The following is a 16,179-nucleotide window of genomic DNA, read 5'->3' as shown; positions in this document are numbered from 1 at the left end:
AGAGGTTAAATTGTATTTACATCTACCCGGGTAGCAATATTGCTGAAGTAAACATCTTCCAGGTTGGGAACAGCCGGTGCGAAGCCGCGACCAGGATCGGATCCCTGGATAACGCGAATGTGAAGCTTGCCGGTTTTCAGCTGAGTTGAGATCACATCGAAGTCATCCTGGTAAAACCCAAGCTCAGCTTTATCAATTGCCTTGGTGAATATCTTTCCCTCTAATTCATTTACGGCAGTATCAGGCTGCCCGGCATACAACACCTCACCCTGGCAAATAATTGCAAAGTTTGAGCAAAGCGTACTTACATCCTCAACAATATGGGTTGATAAAATAACTATAGTATTCTCGCCCAACTGGCTCAACAGGTTATAAAAACGGTTGCGTTCTGCGGGATCGAGGCCAGCGGTTGGCTCGTCAACAATTATTAGCTTTGGATTACCTATTAAAGCCTGCGCTATGCCGAAGCGTTGCTTCATGCCGCCGGAAAACGTACCGAGATTCTTCTTCCGGTCTTTACTCAGGTTAACATTATCCAGCAATGCCGCCACCAGTTCCTTTCTTTCAACCGCATTTCCTACTCCTTTAAGTTGTGCAATGTGATCGAGCATTCTTTCAGCCGAGATCTTGGGATACACGCCAAACTCCTGCGGCAAATACCCCAGTAATTGCCTTACCTGGGTTTTGTTTTTTAGCACGTCCAGGTCGTCTAAAAAAATGGTGCCCGCATCGGCTTCCTGTAAAGTTGCGATAGTGCGCATCAGCGAAGATTTTCCGGCACCATTTGGGCCAAGCAAACCAAACATTCCATTATCTAATGTTAATGAAACATCCTTCAGCGCCTGCACACCGTTTGCGTATGTTTTTGAGAGTGAATTTATTTGTAATTTCATATCTGTTAAAGTTTAAGGGTTATTTTTTTATGAGTGATTTGGTAGCAGCGCCGGTTAATATTAATTTGGCGCTATCTGCAATTTGGTAATCCAGGTTTTGGATGGCAGCTTCACGTAATTGAAGCTGGCTTCTGTTAAGTATAATTAAACTTGCTTTTTTTAATTGATTATCCTCAAGGATTGTTAAGTCCGACCTGCTCCCTTTAGCTAACCCAACCGTAGCAGTAAATGCCCCAATATTATTTTGCTGGAGAATTATTGAGCTCGCGTGCGTTTCGAAAAGTCTTAAACTATCAAGTGTAAAACCGCTGATAATGGTTGGCCGCCATTTAAAATCCTCACTTGCGAGTGTATCTGTAATCTGCCGGTCGCCCGCCATGTAAATCGCATCTGCATCAAATCTTTTAAGATCGGGACAGGTTATCGTCATCACATACGCTCCCCGGGCATTTAGAAACCCTCCCGGAAAAGCGGTGTCTATATAAAGTGTTTTTCCAACTTGTTTTACGATAGTATATTCCTTTGCGATAGGATCAATACGTACGCTAAATGCGCCTTGTTTAACAATAACATTTACAGCGGTTGAAGCGCCCAGTTTTATTGCGTTAAAATCCTTAAAATCTAACGTTACATAATCATTAAACTGATCCTTATAGATGCCGCTAAGAAACGATTTCCTAAGCATAAGGTCATAAAACACCATTGATGTTACCATCAGTAAAACAGCAGCTATCGTTAGTTTAATACTAGTTTTCATCGTTCTTTTTGTCTGTTGTTGTGCTGTAATTTGCTGATTTAAAACTTTCAAACCGCTCTTCTATCTCTTTTGCAGAAATATCCAGCAGGTACATATTTTTAAATAGTTCGGGCAGGTTTTGTGCTAGGAAATTTTCTTTACGCAGCCGTTTTACCGTTTCGTAACCGTCAGCGGCTACAAACAGCCCCAATCCCCGCTTGTTGTAAACCACTTCCTGCTTCTGCAAAAACTCGTACGATCGCATTACCGTGTTTGGATTTACCTCCAGTTCAATAGCCAGGTCCCGCACCGACGGAATCTTTTGTTCCGGCGGCCATTTGTCAAGCAGGATATTATCGCACACATAAGCCGCTATTTGCAGGTATATGGCTTCGTTATCTTTAAATTCCATATCCCTATACCTGCCTTTCCTTTAACCTATAATATGCTGCAATCCAAAAAATTACAGTTACGCTGACCAAAATCCAAAAAATTAACGTATCGTCATGTCGGGATACTGCTACTGCTATATTCCTGTTATTTTCATAAAACATGATGTTACTAAAAGGAGTCGCCGGCCTAACCTGCCGGCCTACCATAGATTCAATAAATGAGGTGTTAACGAGCGTTAGCATCACTACCGAAATAAAAAAGCAAAAGGCGGTTTGTATAAAATGCAGCCGCTTAAAAAAAACTGCGCCCCAAATTGATATGCTATGAAGTAATGAGAAGGCTATAAAAAGTATCTGTGTTTCGCCTGAAAAAATATTAAGTACGGTGATGTGCTGATTTGGCCAATGTTTAATATTTAGCAAGAATAATAATACAAGGTAAAAACTGCCCGTGTAAACCAACGTGAATATTACGTAGGAAAACAACCAGCCAACCAGGAATTTTTCAAAATGGGATGCCGGTAAAGTAAAATAAGCAATGGCCTTGGTATGATTGCCTGTATCAGCAAATATGGAACTTGTGAAAATAGTTCCTGCCAGATAGAATATCACTACAAAAAGTACCACCTGCATACTCAGATCAATAGGTTCACCTATCAAATAGACTAAAAAGCTGCCCCCCACCAGCATCACACCTAATAGCACAGATAACGCCATAAGGTATGTTTTGTAATGCTCCGAAAATTGTTTTTTAAACAAACGGCCAAACCGTTTTAAATTAAACACGTTATTCATATTCAGCGGCGTTAAGAATTTTTATAAGTGAATTATTACCCTGAGTTACCGCATTAAAAAATAGCTCAAGATCAATCTTGCTAAACTTTCCGTTAGTATTTTTGATGATGGCATTTTTGCCACGCATTCCGTCTTCTTCATACAACACATCCAAATTTTTTGTATTGTCAAATACGCCAAAGGTTATCCTTTCAGTTATTTCCTCAACTGTGCTGTTTACAACAATTTCCCGATCGTGTAGGATTAGCAATGTATCGATCAGGCTATCAAGGTCCCTCACCTGGTGAGTGGAGATAACTATACAACGGTCTTCGGTTAAAACAGAGGCAATTAATTTGCGGAACTGAACCTTTGATGGAATATCAAGCCCATTGGTAGGCTCATCCATTATCAGCAAACTGGTATTGGTAGCAAGTCCGAATGCGATCATCGTCTTTTTTTGCTGTCCGAATGATTGCTTATCCATTACTGAATCAGGATCGATATCAAGCACTTTAAGGTATTGATAAAAATCTGCGATGCTGAATTTGGGATAAAAAACTCCGGTATTAGTCACAAACTGACCCGGCGTTAATGACGGTACGAACAGTTCCTCTGCTAAAAAGTAAACATCCTCCAAAACTGACACCGGCCGACCCGCAACATTGCTCCCGTTAAATAACACTTTCCCCTTTTCAGGATAAGCCAGGCCGATCATATTTTTTAGCAGGGTTGATTTACCGGCCCCATTCTTTCCAAGCAAACCATAAATATGGCCCTCACTTAAGTTAAGATCCAGGTCCTTAAAAAGCAGTGGTTTACGCCGGTAACCAAAACATAAGCCTTTAATTTCTATCATTTTATCACTACAGTGTATTAGTATAATAGTACACTACAAATATAGAATAGAAATATTGAGATTAACAAATTATTTGAAAAATAAAATTTAACCGGGCAAATGTAACCGATAGGAATAAACAATCACCCAAATCGTTATTCAGCGTCTTTTTTGTACAATAAAAATGCGCTCCGGATCTCATCCCGGAACGCCTTAACCAACTAAATCTGCATATAGATCAATATGCTTATCCTAGTACTTCTTATCGATAATTTGACAACAATGCCTGTGTACGCTGCATCCATGCCTGGTCAACACCCTCATAATCATTGATCAGGTTGCTGCCATCAAAATTGCAAAAGCTGTGATAGCCGAACGTGGTATTGTTGCGCAGCTTGCTGTTCATATAATCGATATTTTGCTGAGCGTAGTCAAGCCAGGCGGTATTACCATCCGCCTGGTAAAGTTTGATCATTGCCTGTGATCCCCATACACACCAGGCAGGGTTGATCCTGCCGTCGGTTGTATTAAAAATGTAAACATGATAGGTGCTGTTCCACAAAGTAGTATTCATGGCTATACCTAAATTTTGTGCCTTGGTAGTGTAGGTTGGTGCAGCAGCAATAGTTGCATATAAAAGATCGGCTTCCAGCATAATGGCATTATCGTAAGTGAATTTCTCGGTGTGCTTGGTCCCTGCCCCTGCGCCATCAATTTTCCAGATGTATAAACCTGAAGTGCTATCATACATGTTCCCCTCAAGCCATGTACGTACGGAATTGGCCCAACTGAGGTAAAAGCTTTGTCCCGTAATTTGATACAGACGCAAAAACAATTGCATGGTAAGGCCGTTGGTCTGGGTGGGCTTAAGGTCGTGTGTGCCGGTATGCCACCAAAAACCACCACCGTAAGTAGTATCCCACTGGCCGCTGTTCATCAGCCAGTTGGCAATAGCCTTGGCCGAATTTAAGTAGTTGGTTTGTGTCGTCCCGGTGGTTACATTATAGGCATCAAGATAAGTAACCCCTGTTAAGGCATTATCATCTACATACTGGTCTCCGCCCGCCCCCGAACCATCGGTGTTCGCCGCTGAAAAATAGCCACCCAGGCTTGATCCCGTGTTCCACATGTGCCCCATCCATGTATAGCTGTTATTCATATACGCCGCGTAGCGCGAATCACCAACGGCTACAAATGCGGCATCGGCGTAGATCTGGCTGGCGTTATACCATTCATAACAGCTGTTGGTGGTGGTGTTTACCCGGTAACTGTTGTAGGTTGTAAGGATATTACCGACAACAAAGCTGTGCGTTTGCTGGGCAAGGTTCCAATAGGCCGAACTGCTGTTTAACGGCGTTTTAATGTCCTTTTTTGAAAGTTGTGGTGAAGTGGAACTTTTGATCTCCTTTTTACAGGATCCGACTGATGCCAGCATTAACAATGCTGCCAGGCCTTTAACTAAGTGTTGTTTTTTCATATATCAGGTTTTAAAATTTGGTTTCGTTACCTTTAATTTCATCCAACACAGATCTGCTTCAATAGAGGTTTATATGTAATAATGTATGTACATTATTGTCGACATAACTCAACTATCCGCCGTTTTAATTATCACATCGTTCGCCAATTGCTATTTACGTCCGCTCTCCACTTCGCTTAACCGCGCGTACAGTTCCGCTATGCACGCCTCATCCAGCAGCCATTTAGGCTTAGCCATTTCTGTCGCATTGGTCGTCCAGCTTTTTGTTAAGAAGCCATACTTATCGCGGGTATTTTCCCATGCATAATCAAGGTTCTTCTCTAAAGCCGACAAGTAAACATAATTACCGCCCACCTTATATAATGCCTGGTATCCACGGGCCAATACTGTTACAAACCACGGCAGGTCTATCTGCATGGATAGGTTTGCATCATGCTTTAAATCAATAAAATGTTGCGTTGTGTTTTTGGCGATAATTTGCGCCTCGGCCAGGTATTTTTTCTCGCCGGTAAATTGGTACAACATTACCGCTGCCTCCAGTACTGCGCCTGAATTATACGTCCAGTAAGTTTCGTTAACAGCGCCGTCGGTCGTTTTTTTATCGTTGTAAAAAACACCGTCAGGATTACGCAGGTTGGCTTCCATCCAGTTATAAAAACGTTTACCCCAGGTTAAATAATAAGAATCCCTTGTTGCCTTATAAAGCTTGAACGCCACCAGCAGGTCCATACCATTACTACACGCCGGCTTCTGGTCCTTATGCCCCTCTACCCAGTACACGCCGCCGCCAAGCCGGTCATCCCATCCGCTGATGATAAACTTAAAAACATCCTTTGCCCTGTTAAGATATACTGCGCTCTTCGTATTAAAATAAGACTCCATGTATTCTATCCCCACAAGGCCATTGTCATCATAATACCTGTCGGCCTTTTCAAACATCGACGGATAAGCCTGGTAGCCAACAGGCATTCGGGTGGTATCCCGATAAGTTTCCATTCCGGCAGCCATATCAGCCAGGTACGGCAAATATTTTTTTCTTTGGGATGGAATATGCAGCAGCACATTTGTCGCCGAAAATACACCCGAATAAGGCCATAAAAAGCTCACTTCCTTTTCCTTGACCTTGCTTCCCTGCATATAATCGAGGGAATCGTGCTTTGATGATGGGAAATTTTCAAGATAAAGATGCGGGTGTGCCGGCACCCGGTAATACTTTTGAATATTATTGTACATCAATTCCGCCCGGCGCAGATACTCAGCTGATTTTGTGCGCTGCTGTGCGTCAGCAACTTCTTGCGACATTAATATACCGGTCAAAAACACCAGCATAGGCCATATTTTAACTGGCTTTAAATCCATTTTTCTATTTTAGGTAGATGATCTTCTTAAACAATAACTACTGTACAGATGGCGGCGGTGTTTTACTTCCCCATGCCTTATTTGGCTGGCTACCCATAGTAAATACCATTGTACCACCCTTCATCAGTTCATCCCGGTACAACCAGCAATTGTTTAATGGCTTACCATTAAACAGAACCGACTGCACGTACATATTTTTCTTCGAATTATTTTTCGTTTCGATAGTAAGCGTTCTATTATTGCCAAGCTTAATGGTCGCCTTGTCGAACACAGGGCTACCCAGCTCAACTATCGGTTTTGAATCGGTAAACCCTTTTACATCGAACAAACCGAGCGCGGTCATTACATACCATGAGCCTAATTGCCCCTGGTCCTCATCCTGTCCGTAACCATAGCCGTGGATCGGTTCTATTCCATAAAATTCGTCAGAGATCACCCTGGTCCATTTCTGGGTTAACCATGGCTTACCTGAGAAATTGAACAGCCAACAGATATGCAGGCTCGGTTCGTTGCCATGGTTATAAATAGCGTTGATTCCGGCAAAAGCGTTGATCACCTTGCCACCGCCAAAACCTCCCTTTTCAGACTCTATAAAAATACTATCCAGCTTAGTATTGAAATCTTTTTTTCCAAAGGTCGAAATCAAAGCTGCCGGGTTTTGCGGTACGTAGTAGGTGTACTGCATGGCATTCCCCTCCTGGTAACCGCGCCATGGTGCATACGGATCAAATTTGTCAATAAATGTACCGTCTGCTCTTTTAGGCTGAAGTAATTTATTCACCGGGTTATAAAGATTACGCCAGCCGTTTGAATATTTAATCAGCTTTTTATAGTCATCCATTTTACCCAGGTCCTTTGCCATTTGGGCCGCGGCAAAAGCGCTAAAGCTGTATTCCAATGTATGTGATGCCGAAAAATGCGCACCTGTTGAGTCTGTTTTATCATCCTCGATAAATGGCGAGTAACCGTATTTCAAAAACGCCTTCGTATCCATCTTTCCCGATCCTACCTTCCGATTTTTATACCCTAGCTCGTTGTTCAGTACCGCCTGGTAAGCATAATTAACGTCATAATTCCGAATCCCGACCTGGTAAGCTGCCGCTATGGTCAAGCCAACAAAATTCGTTCCTACGCCTGATACATATTCGCTATTTACAATTCCATCTCCAAACCAACCCTTGTCTTTATAGATCTGCAATTGCGTATGCACAAAATCCTCATACCAGCCGGGGTATGATAACGACCATAACTGCGTTAAATCCCAAAATCCGCCCCAAATAGCATCGGTATTCATAAAGTTATAGCTCTGCTTGCCATGGCCATCAAGTGATAACTGTCCAACTTTTCCGCCATGCGCAGGATAAGCTCCGTTAACATCGCTGGCAATCCCTCGCCCCAGTAAGGCATGAAACAGGCCGGTGTAGAATTTTATTTTGGTGGTATCATCTCTGCCCTCAACCTTTAGCCTGCCCAACTCCCGCTCCCAGATTTTTTGCGCGTTTATTTTAGCCTGGTTAAAGGTTAGGTTGTTCGCTTCCGTTTGCAGGTTCAATTTGGCGTTAGCTTCTGAAGTATAAGAAAGCCCTACTTTTATTTCAATGGATTCATCTTTGGTAGTTTTGTAATCAAAAAACAAGCCCGCCCCTATTCCTTTGGCTGATGACGAAGTTTGGGTAACTCCCGCAGCGGTAAATGAGCCAACACTTTCAGGCTTTTTGCTTACCTCGCCATACACATACATATTAACCCTGCCGCCTTCGTCATAGCTTTTTACATATTTGGGATAGGTAATCACAAAGCCAGCAAAATGAGTGGCATCAATCATTTTAACGCCGGCGTCCATAACCGGGCCGCTTTCGCCTTGTACACTACCGATGTCAAGAATAATGTGCGATTGATTGCTTTCAGGAAAAGTATATCTATGAAAGCCAACCCTTTTTGTTGCTGTAAGCTCGGCAGTTATATTGTAATCATCCAGTAACACTTTGTAGTATCCCGGTTCAGCCACCTGGTTCTTGCGGTCGAAGTGTGAGCGGTAGCCGGTATTCGGCGTATCAAGCGCTCCTGGCTTTACTTTTAAGGGGCCGGTTGTAGGCATAAAGCTAACGCCGCCAAGCTGCCATTCATGGAAATGGGCAAAGCCCTCGATGGAGTTTTGGCGGGTATCATAGCCCACAGCCTCCCAGCCCTGGTTATTACCGTAATGGGCATTGGTTGACGGCGCTAACTTTGCCATACCACCAGGTACTGCCGCCGGGGTATAAAAAAACCACCTGCTATGCGCTGTCCCGATATTCGGATCTACATATTTTAATAAACTTTGCGCGTTTACGATGCTCCCTGACAGCAACAACGCCAGCACGAAAAAGGATGATCTGATTGTTCTCATTTAAGTATTATTTGGTAACTGGCCTGTGGAAGCAATAACTGTCCTCAAGCCTCTTGAATAGCGATGAATTTGAAACCCATCGCTAAGAAAAATCTTTATTTATATTTTGAAAGCATCGCCTGGATCCGCTGCATCCATGCCTGATCAACACCCTCCAGATTGGTATACCTGCCTGCACCATCCAAACCCGCATATTGATAATAGCCAAAACTTGCCGCGTCCCGCAATACCACATTAATCGCATCAATATTGCCTTTTGCGTAGGTAAGCCAGCTTGAGTTTTTATCGGCTTCGTAAAGTTTGATAAATGCCTCTGACGCCCAGCCGCTATAACAGCCGTTCATCCTTATATCGGTGGTGTTAAAAATAAATACGTTGTGTGCGCTGTTCCATAAAACGCTAATCATTGTATTGGCCAGTCCCTGCGCCTTAGCAAGGTAACTCGCATCGCCCATTATATCGGCATAAAGTATATCGTCTTCAACCACTATGGCATTGTCATAAGTAAAGTTTTGGGTATCCACTTTGCCTCCTGCTTCAATTTGCCATATATACAAGCCGTTGCTGCCTAACATTTTAGTGTTAAGCCAGGTATTTACAGAAACCGCCCAGTCATGGTAAAGTGTTTTGCCTGTTATTTTATACAGTCTTAAAAAAAGCTGCAAAGCAATTGCATTGGTTTGTGTGGGCTTGACCGGTTTATCGGTGTTCCACCAAAAGCCACCACCAAAAGTGTTATCCCATAAGCCACTGTTTATAATCCAGTTGGCGGTATTTTCTGCCGCGGTTAAATAAGCTGCTTTGGTAGTGGCATCTGTACTTACTTCGTAAGCTTCCAGGAAAACCACGCCGGTTAACGAGTTATCATCAACATATTTTGTGCCTGACGAGCCGCTGCCGTCAAGATTTGAAAACGCGAAATATCCGCCTATTACGTTACCCTTATCCCACATGCCATCAAGCCAATGAAAGGTTTTGTTCATACTTGTAGCATACGCCGATTTCCCGATGCCGACCATCGCAGCATCAGCATAAATCTGGCTTGCATTGTACCATTCATAACTGGTACTACTTTCGGTGGTTGTATTTGCGCGGTAACCGCCGTAGGAAGTCAGCAGGTTATCGGTAACAAATTCATTTGTCTGAAGCGCCTTTGTCAGGTAAGCCGAAACCGTGACAGTGGTATCTGGCGGCGTATTGCCTCCGTTGTTCCCTTTTTGAGGCGTTACCTTTTCCTTGCCGCACGATGCCAAAATTAATAAAGCAGCCATTCCTCCGTATAAAATATTTTTCATAGTATGTGATCTTTAACGATGCACCTGCCGCAATTGGCTGCAGGCGCATCGTTTGTTAAGCAGGTATTACTGTAAAACAGTAATTACCTGTGTGTAGGTATCTTTAGCCTTAAAGTATACATCCGCTTTTACAGCTTTGGTATCTGCGGCGTGGTCAAATTTATAAGTGTTATTCCATTGGTCGTTGGTAACAGGCAAAAGATAGTAGTAATCTGCAGTTACCGATGGCGGATAATTATTATTGTTTAAATTTTCGCTGCCCCAGTATTCAAGTCCGGCTGATGTATGCAAGATATATTTATACCGCTCATCCCGTCCCCATGAAAACTGGTAGAAGGTAACCGGGATCTTTGCCGCTTCCCAGGTACCGGCACCAACATATTTTAGCTGCCCGATCTCACTGTCATAAGCCGACATAAACAAGCCTAAACCCGTAATTTCCGTAACATCTGTAGTGGCTACGTTAAAATCATAATCCAACCTGAATACCTTTGTACCGCCTGTTACGGTAGTGGCTGAACTGCCTTGCTGAATCAAACCATTAGCATCAATATAATATTTGGTACCGCTACCGTCTGCTTTGTCGGTTAACTGATAAGTACCTGCCTGTAACGATGTGTAAGCTTCAAAAACACCGTCGGCAGTTTTCTTAAACGGAACAGCCTTCGTCATATCGGTACCGCCCTCGGTAGCTGTTCCGGTAAGAAACAACGCATCAGGCAGTACGGCAAAACCGGCTGGTCTTTCAATGGTTAAGCTTCTTGAAACGGTGCTAACTACTTTATTTGTCGCCTTTGATGCTATTATCGCCCATTTGATCTTACCTGAGCTTGATGCCTGGATCCCCGCCAATGATGCAATTTTGTTCAGGTCCTTTTGAGTGATGGTAGCCTGGGGCTGAACACCTGAACCATCAGAAAGCGTCTTGTAAACCGGTTTGCTAAAGTTACCGTCCGCCTTGTCAAAGGCTACTTCATAAAGTACAAGATCACCATCAGCGGCCTGCGTTGCGCTCCATTGGAACACGAGGCTTGCTCCGGTTGCAGGCGCTAACTTAATATCAGCCTGGTCCGATGGCGCGCTAAGCGTCCCAACCGGGTTGAGGCCAAGGTTCAGGGTCCTTGTATCCTTTTTACAGGATGTAAAAGCAATTATGGCTAACATCACCATAAAGCTTGATTTTACTAATGCTTTCATATTTCTTCTTTAATTTTTTCAATTAATAATTAGGGTTTTGTGTCAGGTGCGGATCCAAACCAATCTCGTTTGATGGTATTGCCCACAAATAATCTCGGGCCGGGTCAAACTTCCGTTTCTGTGTCCTGATGTAGCCATTATCGGTACTTTGATCTGTCGAGAATTTAGCGCCGTGTGCATAACCGTTCATCACGGTCTCAGCTATTTTCCATCTTCTTATATCGTCAACACGTAAGCCCTCCATAGCCAGCTCAACTCTTCTTTCGCGTCTGATGATGTTGGTCATATCGCCAGTCCCAGGGTAAGTTAATGCTCCCGGATCGGTAAAGCCGGCCCTTGTACGCAGCGCGCCAATGGTTTTCCCCCAAATTGTAGCATCCATTTGTCCAAGGCTGTTCTTTGCTTCCGCGTAGTCCAGCAAGATTTCCGCATACCTTATTAAATGAAGGTTGTTACCCGACACATAACTTGCCTGCGCACTTGGGTCGAAATACTTTCTCCAGTAGTATGCCGTTGCCGATGAGCTTTGTGAGCTTGGTGTATATTCATCAGCGCCGGGTTGAACAGGGTCTGAACCAGGTTTTATGTAGATAATTTTGTTCGATCCGTTAACGCCGCCGCCGCTGTTCCACTGGTAGCCGTCGTAAACAACAGTTGCGGTTAGCCTTGGGTCGCGGTTAACATAAGGGTTGTTTTGATTATATCCTGAGCCGGCGTCGTTTATTCCTTTGCCGTTCAGCATAATATAATCATTAACCAATTCTTGCGTTGGGGCCATATTACTTACGCGACCACCAACAGAGCGTGGCGCAAAGTCCCAGAAATCCTGCCAGGTGCGGATAGTAGGTACGTACTGTATGGAAAGGATTGTTTCGCTATTGGTTTTGTTAACTGTAGGGCTGCTGAATAAGTCGCTGTAGCTTGGGTTTAACGAGTAAGTTCCGTTAGTCCCCTGGTCGTTCATTAGCTTTTCGCAAACGGCTACTACATCGGCCATCCGGTTACCCTGGTACAATAAAACCCTTGCCTCTAAAGCTAAGGCAGAGGCTTTGGTTATCCTGCCATTTTCGCTCGCAGGCATCGCATCCTTCGACGGCAGTGCAGCAGCGGCGGCGTCAAGCTCGCTCAATACAAACTTAACCACGTCGGCCTTTGGTGACCGGGCTACCGCTTTTGCCTCATCCGGTGTTTCATCATGGTCAAAAATCGGTACATCGCCATACCATTTGGTGAGGTTAAAATGTTCAAATGCACGAATAAAGCGGGTTTCAGCCTTAAGCCTTGCAATTGTGGCAGCGCCAAGGGTTGTATTTTGATCAATATTTGCCAGGAAAATATTACATGATTTTATGGCTGAATAGTAGTAGCCCCAATCACCAACAAACTTGGCAGTATTGGCAGTTGCATTACCGCTTGCTATCAGGTTTAAATCACCGGCAGGCGAATAAGCGTTGTCAGAAACCGCTTCGGGATTGAAATATAAGGCACTGTTATAAATTAAGCTGTAATTATTATACAACGCGCTATAAACATTCTGGTCAACCTTCCAAAAGGTAAGGTCCGAAAACTTGTCTGTTGGCGCTATATCTAGTTTTTTACATCCTGACATTGCAATTGCTGCAAAGGATATAATGTAAAGCTTCTTTAAAAATTTCATATCTGTATTTTTAAAATATCGTTAAAATGTTACGTCAAGTCCGGCTCCATAAAATACCGGCAACGGATAGGCCCTGGCGCTATTTGAAAATGCACTGGTGTTTAAGTTGTTACCAAATTCCGTTGTTTCAGGATCGATAAACTTCAGCTTGGTGAGGGTAAACATGTTTTGCCCGATAAGGGAAACCCTTAATTTCTCAATGCCAAGTTTCCGGGTTACATCCTTTGCAAACGTGTAACCAATGTTGACGTTCTTTAACCTTACATAGGCGGCGTTAAACTTGTATAGATCAGAACCTGTACGCCAGTTATAGGTATTTGATGGCGAGCCGATAGCAGCCAACCTAGGAAATCTTGCATCAGGATTTGCAGGTGTCCAAAAATCGGTTTGATGCTCATATAGGGTTGCACCATAATTATAGTGGAATGGCTCAACCAGCTCGCCCCGTAAAAACTCGTCCCTTTTGCCAACACCCTGTATAAACATCGAAAAGTCGAAGCCATGGGTTGCCAACCTGTAAGTGAAGCCAAAGGTGTAGCGCGGGAATGGATTACCTAATACAGTTTTATCCTTGTCATCTATCTTCCCGTCACCATTCAGATCCTTAAATTTCAAATCACCCGGGCCAACTTCGGCTCCTGCAATTTTTGGTGAATTATTTATATCAGCCTGGTTTTGGAAAAAGCCATTGGTTTCATAACCATAATATTGGGTTACCGGCTGGCCTACTTTCCTGATTAACTGGAACACGTCCTGGTTAATGATCTGCTCAGTTGTTCCGCCTGTTAACTGCAGTAATTTGTTCTGGTTATCAGATATATTAGCACTAAAACTTTGGGTCAGGTTGTTCCCCCTCAAGTTGTAGGTAATTTCAAAGTCCCATCCTTTATCTCTTACCTTAGCCACGTTATAGTCAGGCAATGCGGCTCCAAAAAGCACAGGAACGTCATACCTTGGTTGTAAAATATTACTGGTTACCTTGTTAAAGTAATCGAATGATGTAGTGATCTTATCATTAAAAAATGATGCGTCGAAACCAATATTTAAGGTCGCTGCCTTTTCCCATGTAAGGTCATGGTTCGACAATAAGGTACCTGCGCCGCCAACCGGGATATTGTTGAAGCCGTAAGCACTTGCATAGTTGAAATATGTGGTTTGATATTGGTAGTTGCCTACGTTTTGGTTACCCAGTATCCCGTAGGTTGCGCGCAGCTTTAGGCTGTTTACTGTATTTTTTATCGGTTGCATGAACGATTCATCCGAGATCAGCCAACCACCGTTTATCGACGGGAAAAAGCTGGCGCGATTTCCTTTAGCGAATTTTGATGATGCGTCATCACGGAATGTAGCTTCCAGGAAATACCTGTTTTTAAAAGAATAGTTCAGCCTGCCAAAAACAGAAAGCAAGCTATTTGCATTAATTGCAATGCTGTTATTCGAACTAACCGGGTCAACTATTGTACCGGTGGTTGGTGTGCCTAATTGTGGATCAGTCAAGGTTTTTTGCAATTGGAAGCCTCTTTCTGTATAGTTTTCGCTCGATACGCCAAGCTCAACTTTAAAAGTATGTTCCTTAATGCTTTTGCCATATTCAGCGTATACCTGGGTGTTCATCAGCAACGATTTGGCGTTCCCGTCCAATACCGCGCGGTCATCACCGTAAACTCCGGATGGCAAGTAATTAACCTGTGTTCTTTTATAAAAAGTACCGTCATTTTCAACTGTACCACCAAATACACCGGTTATTTTCAGATCCTTCGTGATGCTTAACTGACCATTAAAGGCTCCGAAGATTTGATCGTTATCTGCCTGGTTGTACCCACCCTTTTGTAATACACCATATTCGTTGTATTGGGATGCCACCGGATTGGTCAAATAGTTACCGTTAGCATCCGTCCAGCTATAGTTTATCGGAACACGGTTTGCATCGGCAAAAATATTGTTGTCGCCAACGCTATTTGTTTTGTTGCGGGTTTTGGTATAGTTCAGGATAATGTTAGCCCTAAATTTACCAATTACCGATGTCTGGTTTAAGCGCAGGTTATATTTCTGGTAACCAAAATCGGCACCGTCGCCGCCGTTACCTATCAGGTTACTACCCTGGTTCTGGTATCCGGCTGATACATAATAGGAGCTGGTTTCGCTGCCCCCTGTAATGGCTACATTGTGCGATTGCTGTGGTGCTTTTTTCAATAGATGCTGAACATCCCATGTTCCGTTACCGGCGTCCTTTAATGCCTGGATCTGATCGGGTGAGTAAGCCGGCGGTAAACCTGAATTTACAAGCGATTCATTTTTGTAGTACGCATTGTCGGACGCGCTAACCTTTTTCACCAGCACATCGGCATCTTGCAAACCATAGCTGCCATTGTAGGTTACGCTTGGCTTTTGGTTTAACCTGCCGCCCTTTGTTGTTACCACTATAACCCCGTTAGCAGCGCGCGAACCGTAAATAGCCGCCGAGCCGGCATCCTTTAACACAGATACGCTTGCAATATCATTGGGGTTTATTGTGTTTAAATCGCCGCCAACTATACCGTCAATAACAACCAGCGGTGTATTATCCCCTAGTGTACCCACCCCCCGGATGTTTACTAAAACGTTGCTTCCCGGATCAAGGGTGCTTTGTTGAATAATCAAACCCGGCGATTCACCCTGCAATGCCTGGTAAGTATTTAATACCGGCTTGTTTTCAATATCCTTTGAGCTGATTGTACTAACCGCTCCGGTAACACTCAATCTTTTTTGTGTGCCGTAACCCACAACGACAACCTCGTTCAGTTTACTGGTGCCGGGCTTCAGGCTAACATTAATAACGGCCTTGCCGTTAATGGCTACTTCCTGCTTATCGTAACCCAAAAATGAAAAGGTTAAGGTTTTGCCGGCATCCGCATCGGCAACATTTAATGTGTAATTTCCCTTCACATCGGTAACTACGCCATTTGCCGTTCCGGTAACGGTTACACTAACCCCCGGCAAAGGCTGCCCGGATTCATCGGTCACCGTTCCGCTTATTCTTACAACAGTGGCAATGTGGGTTTTCAAATCACCGCCTGTTGCACCGTAACTGAATGATACGGGCAGCGTTATGGCCCCCGCAAGCAAGCAGGCAGGCAGCCATTTGATCTTTCCTAATTTGTGTAGTAGTTTAATTCTCATAATTATTAGTTTA

General features: G+C 43.7%; 12 protein-coding genes. All 12 read right to left on the bottom strand.

The genetic code is table 11. The features are described from left to right. Window positions 1-5: 5 nt before the first annotated feature. The 12 genes from KXD93_RS01395 to KXD93_RS01340 all read right to left on the bottom strand — a co-directional run bounded on the left by KXD93_RS01395 (window position 6) and on the right by KXD93_RS01340 (window position 16,166). Entirely contained in the window at window positions 6-893 is an 888-nt protein-coding gene (locus KXD93_RS01395) for an ABC transporter ATP-binding protein (protein WP_258135068.1), read from the bottom strand. A gap of 19 nt (window positions 894-912) precedes the next feature. Further along, complete coding sequence (locus KXD93_RS01390; protein ID WP_258135067.1) at window positions 913-1,650, bottom strand: hypothetical protein; 738 nt, start codon at window positions 1,648-1,650, stop codon at window positions 913-915. After that, on the bottom strand, window positions 1,640-2,041 hold the full coding sequence (locus tag KXD93_RS01385) for a GntR family transcriptional regulator (RefSeq protein WP_258135066.1): 402 nt from the start codon (window positions 2,039-2,041) through the stop codon (window positions 1,640-1,642). Before KXD93_RS01385 ends, KXD93_RS01390 begins: the two co-directional genes overlap by 11 nt. A gap of 4 nt (window positions 2,042-2,045) precedes the next feature. Continuing rightward, window positions 2,046-2,816 carry a hypothetical protein gene (locus KXD93_RS01380; protein WP_258135065.1) on the bottom strand — a complete coding sequence of 257 codons (771 nt, stop codon included), beginning with the start codon at window positions 2,814-2,816 and terminating at the stop codon, window positions 2,046-2,048. Beyond that, a complete protein-coding gene (locus KXD93_RS01375; protein WP_258135064.1) occupies window positions 2,809-3,654 on the bottom strand; it encodes an ABC transporter ATP-binding protein in 846 nt (281 codons plus the stop codon). Before KXD93_RS01375 ends, KXD93_RS01380 begins: the two co-directional genes overlap by 8 nt. Window positions 3,655-3,895: 241 nt before the next feature. After that, window positions 3,896-5,110, bottom strand: coding sequence for a glycoside hydrolase family 76 protein (locus tag KXD93_RS01370; RefSeq protein ID WP_258135063.1), 1,215 nt, complete (start codon window positions 5,108-5,110; stop codon window positions 3,896-3,898). A 150-nt stretch (window positions 5,111-5,260) separates the two neighbouring features. Then, complete coding sequence (locus KXD93_RS01365; protein ID WP_258135062.1) at window positions 5,261-6,469, bottom strand: glycoside hydrolase family 76 protein; 1,209 nt, start codon at window positions 6,467-6,469, stop codon at window positions 5,261-5,263. 37 nt (window positions 6,470-6,506) lie between these two features. Beyond that, complete coding sequence (locus KXD93_RS01360; RefSeq protein WP_258135061.1) at window positions 6,507-8,858, bottom strand: GH92 family glycosyl hydrolase; 2,352 nt, start codon at window positions 8,856-8,858, stop codon at window positions 6,507-6,509. A gap of 95 nt (window positions 8,859-8,953) precedes the next feature. Beyond that, a complete protein-coding gene (locus tag KXD93_RS01355; RefSeq protein WP_258135060.1) occupies window positions 8,954-10,153 on the bottom strand; it encodes a glycoside hydrolase family 76 protein in 1,200 nt (399 codons plus the stop codon). A gap of 66 nt (window positions 10,154-10,219) precedes the next feature. Then, window positions 10,220-11,350: a SusE domain-containing protein gene (locus tag KXD93_RS01350; protein WP_258135059.1), complete on the bottom strand. Its 1,131-nt coding sequence runs from the start codon at window positions 11,348-11,350 to the stop codon at window positions 10,220-10,222. A 22-nt stretch (window positions 11,351-11,372) separates the two neighbouring features. Beyond that, window positions 11,373-13,007: a RagB/SusD family nutrient uptake outer membrane protein gene (locus tag KXD93_RS01345; RefSeq protein WP_258135058.1), complete on the bottom strand. Its 1,635-nt coding sequence runs from the start codon at window positions 13,005-13,007 to the stop codon at window positions 11,373-11,375. A 21-nt stretch (window positions 13,008-13,028) separates the two neighbouring features. Then, window positions 13,029-16,166, bottom strand: coding sequence for a SusC/RagA family TonB-linked outer membrane protein (locus KXD93_RS01340; protein WP_258135057.1), 3,138 nt, complete (start codon window positions 16,164-16,166; stop codon window positions 13,029-13,031). Window positions 16,167-16,179 lie beyond the last annotated feature (13 nt).

This window comes from Mucilaginibacter phenanthrenivorans, assembly GCF_024721155.1.
GTDB classification, from domain to species: domain Bacteria; phylum Bacteroidota; class Bacteroidia; order Sphingobacteriales; family Sphingobacteriaceae; genus Mucilaginibacter; species Mucilaginibacter phenanthrenivorans.
Note: the sequence above shows the minus strand (reverse complement) of the source record. Positions and strands in the feature narration are given on the sequence as shown.

Excerpts from the sequence above, each read along its gene's own strand:
- KXD93_RS01395 (WP_258135068.1), bottom strand. The coding sequence starts at position 893 with ATGAAATTACAAATAAATTCACTCTCAAAAACATACGCAAACGGTGTG.
- KXD93_RS01390 (WP_258135067.1), bottom strand. The coding sequence starts at position 1,650 with ATGAAAACTAGTATTAAACTAACGATAGCTGCTGTTTTACTGATGGTA.
- KXD93_RS01385 (WP_258135066.1), bottom strand. The coding sequence starts at position 2,041 with ATGGAATTTAAAGATAACGAAGCCATATACCTGCAAATAGCGGCTTAT.
- KXD93_RS01380 (WP_258135065.1), bottom strand. The coding sequence starts at position 2,816 with ATGAATAACGTGTTTAATTTAAAACGGTTTGGCCGTTTGTTTAAAAAA.
- KXD93_RS01375 (WP_258135064.1), bottom strand. The coding sequence starts at position 3,654 with ATGATAGAAATTAAAGGCTTATGTTTTGGTTACCGGCGTAAACCACTG.
- KXD93_RS01370 (WP_258135063.1), bottom strand. The coding sequence starts at position 5,110 with ATGAAAAAACAACACTTAGTTAAAGGCCTGGCAGCATTGTTAATGCTG.
- KXD93_RS01365 (WP_258135062.1), bottom strand. The coding sequence starts at position 6,469 with ATGGATTTAAAGCCAGTTAAAATATGGCCTATGCTGGTGTTTTTGACC.
- KXD93_RS01360 (WP_258135061.1), bottom strand. The coding sequence starts at position 8,858 with ATGAGAACAATCAGATCATCCTTTTTCGTGCTGGCGTTGTTGCTGTCA.
- KXD93_RS01355 (WP_258135060.1), bottom strand. The coding sequence starts at position 10,153 with ATGAAAAATATTTTATACGGAGGAATGGCTGCTTTATTAATTTTGGCA.
- KXD93_RS01350 (WP_258135059.1), bottom strand. The coding sequence starts at position 11,350 with ATGAAAGCATTAGTAAAATCAAGCTTTATGGTGATGTTAGCCATAATT.
- KXD93_RS01345 (WP_258135058.1), bottom strand. The coding sequence starts at position 13,007 with ATGAAATTTTTAAAGAAGCTTTACATTATATCCTTTGCAGCAATTGCA.
- KXD93_RS01340 (WP_258135057.1), bottom strand. The coding sequence starts at position 16,166 with ATGAGAATTAAACTACTACACAAATTAGGAAAGATCAAATGGCTGCCT.